6 protein-coding genes are annotated in these 7,005 nt (G+C 54.1%); all 6 read right to left on the reverse strand.

Features of this window, described 5'->3' with window-relative positions; translation table 11 throughout:
* Position 1 precedes the first annotated feature (1 nt).
* The gene (gene rmuC, locus ASO19_RS06015) at positions 2-1,522 is read right to left on the reverse strand and encodes a DNA recombination protein RmuC (RefSeq protein ID WP_103765592.1); all 1,521 of its coding nucleotides are present in this window, start codon (positions 1,520-1,522) and stop codon (positions 2-4) included.
* Positions 1,523-2,055: 533 nt separating this feature from the next.
* A complete protein-coding gene (locus tag ASO19_RS06020) occupies positions 2,056-3,132 on the reverse strand; it encodes a serine/threonine-protein kinase (protein WP_103765593.1) in 1,077 nt (358 codons plus the stop codon).
* Positions 3,129-4,199 carry a serine/threonine-protein kinase gene (locus ASO19_RS06025; protein ID WP_103765594.1) on the reverse strand — a complete coding sequence of 357 codons (1,071 nt, stop codon included), beginning with the start codon at positions 4,197-4,199 and terminating at the stop codon, positions 3,129-3,131. Before ASO19_RS06025 ends, ASO19_RS06020 begins: the two co-directional genes overlap by 4 nt.
* Positions 4,196-5,392 carry a PP2C family protein-serine/threonine phosphatase gene (locus ASO19_RS06030; protein ID WP_103765595.1) on the reverse strand — a complete coding sequence of 399 codons (1,197 nt, stop codon included), beginning with the start codon at positions 5,390-5,392 and terminating at the stop codon, positions 4,196-4,198. The genes ASO19_RS06025 and ASO19_RS06030 overlap by 4 nt, the downstream gene beginning before the upstream one ends.
* 235 nt (positions 5,393-5,627) lie before the next feature.
* A complete protein-coding gene (locus ASO19_RS06035; RefSeq protein ID WP_103765596.1) occupies positions 5,628-6,446 on the reverse strand; it encodes an HNH endonuclease in 819 nt (272 codons plus the stop codon).
* Positions 6,447-6,491: 45 nt separating this feature from the next.
* A partial coding sequence (locus ASO19_RS06040) for an ATP-binding domain-containing protein (protein WP_373364711.1) occupies positions 6,492-7,005 on the reverse strand: 514 nt, incomplete at its 5' end.

Consider the following 7,005-nt stretch of genomic DNA (forward strand, 5'->3'; position numbering starts at 1 on the left):
TTCAGGGACCGGTCACTGGTACCGGCTGTCCGGTATCATCTTCCACTGGCTCCACGATCAGGCCCAGACGTTCCGTTTCAAAATCCATATGAGCCGCCTCCAGCCGGGGCAGATTTTTGCTGACCTTGGCTGAAAGCTGCCTGAAACGGTCCACCCGGCCATACAGCCCCTGCTGCCCGGCCAAGGCCCTGACGGCACTGTTGTAATGGTTACTTGCCGTGTTCAGACTTCCACCCAGCTTATTCAATCTTTCGGCCACAAGGCATACCGAATTGTAGATGTCCCCTGCCTTCTCGCTGATCTCACGGGCTTCCCGGTGGCTCCGTTCGATCATCCACAGATTGGCGACCGTCCGCAGGATGGGAATGAGTGTCGTGTGGGACACCAGCACGATGCCCTTCCTGTACCCATAGTCAAACAGGTCCCGGTCCGCCTTCAGGGCACTGATGTAGGCCGGCTCGATCGGCATGAACATGAGGACAAAACCGGGACTGCGCATCCCGATCAGGTTCGTGTAATCCTTGGAGGCCAGATCATCCATGTGCCGGCGGACGGATTTCACATGCTCCCTGAGAGCGGCCTCGTGCTCCGTCTGGCTCTCCGCCGCCACGGCCCGGTCATAGGCATTCAGTGACACCTTGCTGTCGATGATGATGTGTTTGCCTTCGGGCAGCCGGATCAGATAGTCCGTCTGTTTCTGCCGCCCCTCCGCATCCCGGAAGGAACTCTGGACCTCATAATGGGCTTCTTCCACAAGACCGCTCATCTCCAGGGTCCGGCGAAGCTGCGCCTCCCCCCAGGCACCACGCTGCTGCGAATCCCCCTTCAGGGCTGATGTCAGGTTGGTGGCCTCCTGACTCATCTTCAGGCCGATCTCCAGAACCTTCCTGATCTCCGCATTGAGGGTGCTGTTCCCCTGGAGGGACGCATCATGCACCTCATTGACCCGCTTCTGAAACCCTTCGATCTGCTCCCGGAACGGCTTCAGCATGGACGACAGACTGACCTGACTGGCATCAGCGAAGCTCTTACCTTTTTCCTCGAATATCCTGTTGGCCAGATTTTCGAACTCTTTCCCCAGCGACTGCCTGGCTTCGCCAAGCTGCTGCATCTGCTCCCGGAAATGTTCCTCTTTCCGCTCCAGCGTTGTTCTGATTTCCACATGCTCTTTTTCAAGCATGCCATATTTCTGGAGGAGGGCCTCATACTGTCCGCCCCGTTCCGTCAGGGCCGCATCCAGCCGCTGGACCGTCTCATGGGCATTGCGCAGCTGCGTGCGGGCTGTATTCTCCGCAAGCTCCGTGTCATGAAGCCTGTTCCTGAGCTGGACAAGCTCCGCTCCGTCCCTGTCATTCCGGTCACTGGCCTGCTGGAAAGCCACCTCCATCTGCCGGACCTGCATGGCAAGATCAGATATCTTCAACCCAGCCCGCCTCATGGCCAGCAGATACCCCAACCCGGCCGCCAGAAACGCCACGATGACAATGATGACGGTGCCGACCATCAGTTCGGACATCTGCATGTTGTTCTCTCCCAAAGGCCCCGGTTTGGGGCCATGACCTCCGTAAACCAGTCTGAAGGAGGCAGTCCATATCTTACGGGGTATCAAACTAACGGGCTATCAGGCCACAGGCCAGCCTGCCGGTGAACAACGCCCGGCACCGAAAGTTTACATGCAAAGGGAACAATCATCATGGCGGAGAGAGAGTCCTCCATGAATAGCATATAACATATTGATAATAATTGGTTTTATATAATTTGTAATTTTTTATACCACATAAAATACCTACCAAGGGATTCTGAAGGGGCGCTATAGGAAAAGCCTGTTAACGCCTTCATGTCGGACATATGGATCTTCTGATAGTCTCCCTCTAAGCCGACAAAGTGTCGCTGCCTGGTTCGAGCATCGGCATATGTCTCTTTTTAAGAACTCGCACGACAAGACCTACCGTTTGCTACAACGCCCGCAGGTCGACGTACTGTCCTATGGCAAGGCAGGTAACGCCTGCCTAAAGTTGAACTACTTGGGCGATTACCTAAGCATCAACCATCTGCCTATTTGGCCTTTACAATAGGAAAAGCCCGGCGCGAGGGCGAACCCGGATATGGACTCATCCAGACACGCTCACCAATGGCCAAAGCGGGTGCGGCATAGACCGAGTCCACGTGGCAGAAGATATCGCTGCCCACCAGTGCAGAAGCAAAGCCCCAGCTACTGTTGTCGAATTTTTTTATAGTCCCAAATTCGCGAGGAACCGTCGAGTAATAGAGACCTTCACAGGCCATCACAAGTTGGTCAGCAGTTGGGCGTAATGCAGGATCTTTCTGCATACATAACTTGATGAGCTCGAATATCGCAGTAACAAATGGGGCGAACTGGCTTTTGCTTACTAAAAGAGGAGGTAGGGGGGGCACTTTTGCTGCTTGAATTAGTGGTACGGCTTTGTAGCCAGCGCCGAATGGTCGTTTGCCGGTCAGAATCTCGAAGGTTAGTGCGGCAATGGCCCAAACATCGGCGGGCTTATCTGCGTGCTTCATATCGTCAATCGTTTCCGGTGCCATGTAAGGCAAGGCACCGAGCGCGGTTTGAGAACTGGTGAGGCCGTCTTCATCACCTGCCACGGCTTCTTCAATCTCCTCTTGAGCCATTTTTGCGATGCCGAAGTCCGTAATCTTGAAACCAACAAAATCTTGGCCTCCTACGACCATAACGTTGGTCGGCTTGAGGTCGCGATGGATCACATTGACGTGGTGAGATGCCGCCAATCCTTTGGCTAGATGGTGCATCACGCGTCCGGCTGCAAAGGGGTCAAGCATCCCGACATAGTTTTTCAGGAAATGGCCAAGATCGCAGCCCTCAATCAGTTCTTCGACCAGATAGAAGCGAGCACCTTCTTCGACATAGTCGAGCGTCTTGGCCACATTGTCGTGGTTAACGCGAGCACTGAGATTAGCACTTCTGTTAAAACGCTTTTCTGCGGTTGGGTTTTTGGGAGACTTGAGAACAACGTCACGTTCGAGCAATTGATCGTGGACGCGGTAGACTTCCTGCATACCGCCCTGACCGATATAATTGGTCACTCGGTACCGACCGCCTACAAGATCGCCGATCGCATGCAGCACACCACTCATAGAATCACCTCCGGATGCGTTACATCAAAAGTAATGTATCGCCTTCTGACGCCAAGAGTGGGTGCTCCTAGCGTAATCACGCACGCGCCAGGTAAATTCTGTGGCGGAACAATGCGCATATTATTGATAAAAACGTCACCGACAACATTGGTGGCGATGAAATCATATCCATTGTAACTTACATTTACCGAGCCTAACGAACCGGCGCTCAGTTTCACGGATTGACCAATCTTCTCAATGTAGTGAATTTTCTCACCAACAATCATGGTTGCCTTGTGCCGACCATGCAGCAGATGACGACCAATGGTGTCCCGGACTGTGTCCATGTTCGGGCGATTAGCAGGCTCTTTTGATAAGCACTGATTGAGGATAGAGGCAATCGCTGGCGGAAGGGCGAGCGTTTGCTTGGTGAAATCAGTCTCCACACTCGGTAAGTCGGGCGGGATTGAGCAGAACGTCTGGGGCAGTTTTCCTCGGACGAGCTTTAGGGCCGTGGCTCCAAAGGCAAAGACGTCAACGGCCGACGTGAAGTTAACCTTTTGATCCGATGGAACGCAAAGTTCTGGCGCGATATAACCCCGTGTTCCGATTGTTCCGATCGTCTCGCAATTTACACCGTCAGTTCGAGACAAGCCGAAATCGAAAATTCGGAGACAGCCCTCAGCGTCGATTTTCATATTATTTGGCTTGATGTCGCGATGCACCACCCCGACTGCATGAATGTCAGCGAGACCGCAAGCAATCGCATAAACGTGGCGTAGAAATTCTCCAACCTCATTGATTGGGATGACGTCATTCAGATCTTGGCCGGGAAGGAACTCCTCCACAAGCGCAGCAACCTCACCTGAGCTATCTTTCAGTACATCGTAAATCTGAACAACATGCTTGGATCGGATGGCACCTAGAGCCTTGACTTCATCGAGAATACGCTTCTTGTCTACCCCCGTTTGGAGCATCTTGACGAGCACAGGACGATCCAAATGCTTGTCTTTGCACTTAAACGCGGTCGACATCCCACCGCCGGAAAAGGAGGCTCCATCTTTTTCATAGCGAGCGGGCAACTTCATTGTTTGTCCTCTTCGGGTGGGGTAGTGGGCGTCGAAAACTGGACATCGACTTCGTTGTTGGGTCCATCAAACTGCAACTGGGCAGCAGCTTCAGCTTTTGGAGTAGTGGGCCGCCGTTTGGTCTTGCGCGCCTTGTTTGTCCGCGATTTCTCCTTGGAGGCAGCAGGCTTGATCTCCTGTTCATTGTTGACGGCCCGCTCCGGAGCGGCGATCTTTTTCGAGGCGGGTCGCTCTTCGATCCGCTTGCTCGGTTCAGGCCGCTGATAGTTCGGGGGCGCATTGCGTATGTGTTCCGAACGCTCCCATGCGTCTGGCCCCGTGATATGGATCGTCAAGGTATCGTTAGGCAGGATGGCGAGCAGCTCGTTATCCCCTCTCTCGTCGTAGAGTTCCGTCTCGGTTCCTATGGGAAAAAAAATGGCTGAGGCGTTATCGCGACCGCCCGTCATGTCGGACAGCATCAGCAATTTGCGGACAAGGTCACCCCCTCCCGCAGCGGCACTTACGACACGTTGGAATACAGAGTTGGGAACATCGTGCGCACCGTCGGATGTCAGGAGGACCGAACGACAATGGCCTGGAACGGGGGCAATCTGAGCCTCCATTTCCTCGCCCATCCCGACGAACTGAAGCAACCGCGAGTCCTTCGGAGCCTCCCCTTGTCCTTCTTGCCGTTTCAAAAGAGCATTAATAGTATCATCGCGACTTAATTGCTCTACCACGCGGTCGGGCATGACACCGTAGACGCGGCTGTCGCCCACGTGACAAAATATTGCCCCATCATTGAATGAAATGACTGCAGACAGCGTTGTGCCACCGGCACCATGTAGTCGCTGATAGATTTGTGTGTTCGCAAATGCGATTGCCTTAGAAAGGCGCTCTTTCCAGCCGATAAGCGGGGAGGAAAACAAATAAGCAGTAAAGGAACTGGCAGCAAGAATCGCGGCCTCCCGGCCTTGACTCATGCCACCAAGACCGTCGCAAATAATCGCGATAGTAAAATTCGTACGACTATCATGTGCATAGGACACTCGCGCGACGAGGCAACAATCTTCATTGCGCTTCCGCACCTGCCCAACGCTTGATCCAATTGCGACGCCGCTGTGCGTGCGAGTGGCGTTACCGGAGCCTTGAGCTTCTAATGCTCTCTCCAGTCTGTTTCGTATCCGCTCTATCAACCCTGCGCTCCGCATCCTTGAGATAATAGCCTATTGTTCCGGCAAGAAGATACAAGCCCCAACGGAGTGACATCGCTCAGCGGATGAACCTAAAGCCGATGCGGCTGCTTTCAGAATCCAAGTTTAACTAAGCAGATGGCACAAATTAGCACGTAGTCGTCGTAAAGACCTTCGATGTAAATGTCCACTCAGGTTGTCATGCGTCCAACAGCCGACCTACTGCTTCCCCCCCATTGCCGACAACATCCCGTCACTGTTCAAGCTGCTTTACTCGCTCGAGCAATTCGTTGTTCAAGGTTATCTGATCCTCTCCGAAATGCGCCCGACGGTGGCAGTTTGGGCAAACTGCAGCGACCGATGCTGGGTGATCCGGACCGCCATCACTCAGTTTGTGGATATGATGTGCTTCGAGATAGGGCTGCCCCGAGGACGTCAAAAACGGAGCTGGACTTCTGCAAGCTTCACATGCCCCAGCAGCACGCGCCAGAACGTAATCCCGTACTGCTTTGCTGCGAGCTCTTACGTTCGCCAACGCGATACGCGGGCTGGTCTCATTGGATCCAACAGCTGCTTGGAGCGCTCGCTCTCTCAGTTCTGCTAACGAAAGATCAATCGGAGCGCCCTCCGCAAGATCTTCAGCCTCGCTGGAAAGCCCGTTCTGAGGCACCAATGTAAAGACAATCGCCTGCCGTGGCTGACCGTCCATATCGGGCTGCTGCTCAATCTCCCAACCTCCGCAGACATAGAGTCCTTCAAACCGGACCGGGCCACCTTTCTTGGTCTGCTGAAACAACAGAAGATCTTTGCCGTTCTGCACATGATCGCGGATGGCTCGGTTTCCCGAGATCATCCGCATATCGCCAAGCTGGCCTTGCCCCGTATAGCGGAAGCTCCCATCTGCTTCGAAAGCATCTTGGTAGCCAACATGGCCCGCGCCGTGCCCGGTAAAAATGAAGATCCCAGGCGCGTCAGCCGGCGTTGAAATGCCGCCCTGTTGCTGACCCCCAAAACGCGCATGAATATCATTGCGACGATGATAGGATCGATGAAGTTCAAACGGCCAAAGCATATCCTAATTGGTTACATAAGATTGCAAGAGGCACAATACTGTTCCTCATAGGGCAAGACTGGCGGCTTGAGCCTTTTCTTGCGCTTTCTGTTTCCCGTCCTGCATGTCAGCTCCGCGTTCCTTAAGCGCGCGCGTCGCTATTCCTGCACGCTCCTGGAGTCCGACCTGCATTTTCGAGCGGTCATCCGTGTAAAGCACGCTTTCGACCTTCGCGCGTGAGAGGGCCACATAAAAGCTCTTTTGCTCCAAAAGATGCGTGGCCGAGCTCTCCGCATTGGCAAACACCCGCTCCGCTGTCCGCCCCTGAGCTGCAAAAGCAGTAGACACATAGGCATGCGAGAAATGCCTGTCTCGCGCGCTCTCCAAGTTCAATGTCTCAATCCGGTTGCCTTGGAGTTTGACGCGGGCAAGGCCTCGGTCTGGGTCGATTGTAATCACCTCCCCAAGCTGCCCATTCACGCGCTTTGCCGCTTTGTCGTTCCGCGTAAACTGAACGCGATCCCCCACGCGAAGCTCTAGCGCTTCCTCGCGATAGACTTGAGCTTGTGCCGCTCCCCAT

The sequence above is a fragment of the Parasaccharibacter apium genome (assembly GCF_002917995.1).
GTDB lineage: Bacteria > Pseudomonadota > Alphaproteobacteria > Acetobacterales > Acetobacteraceae > Bombella > Bombella apis.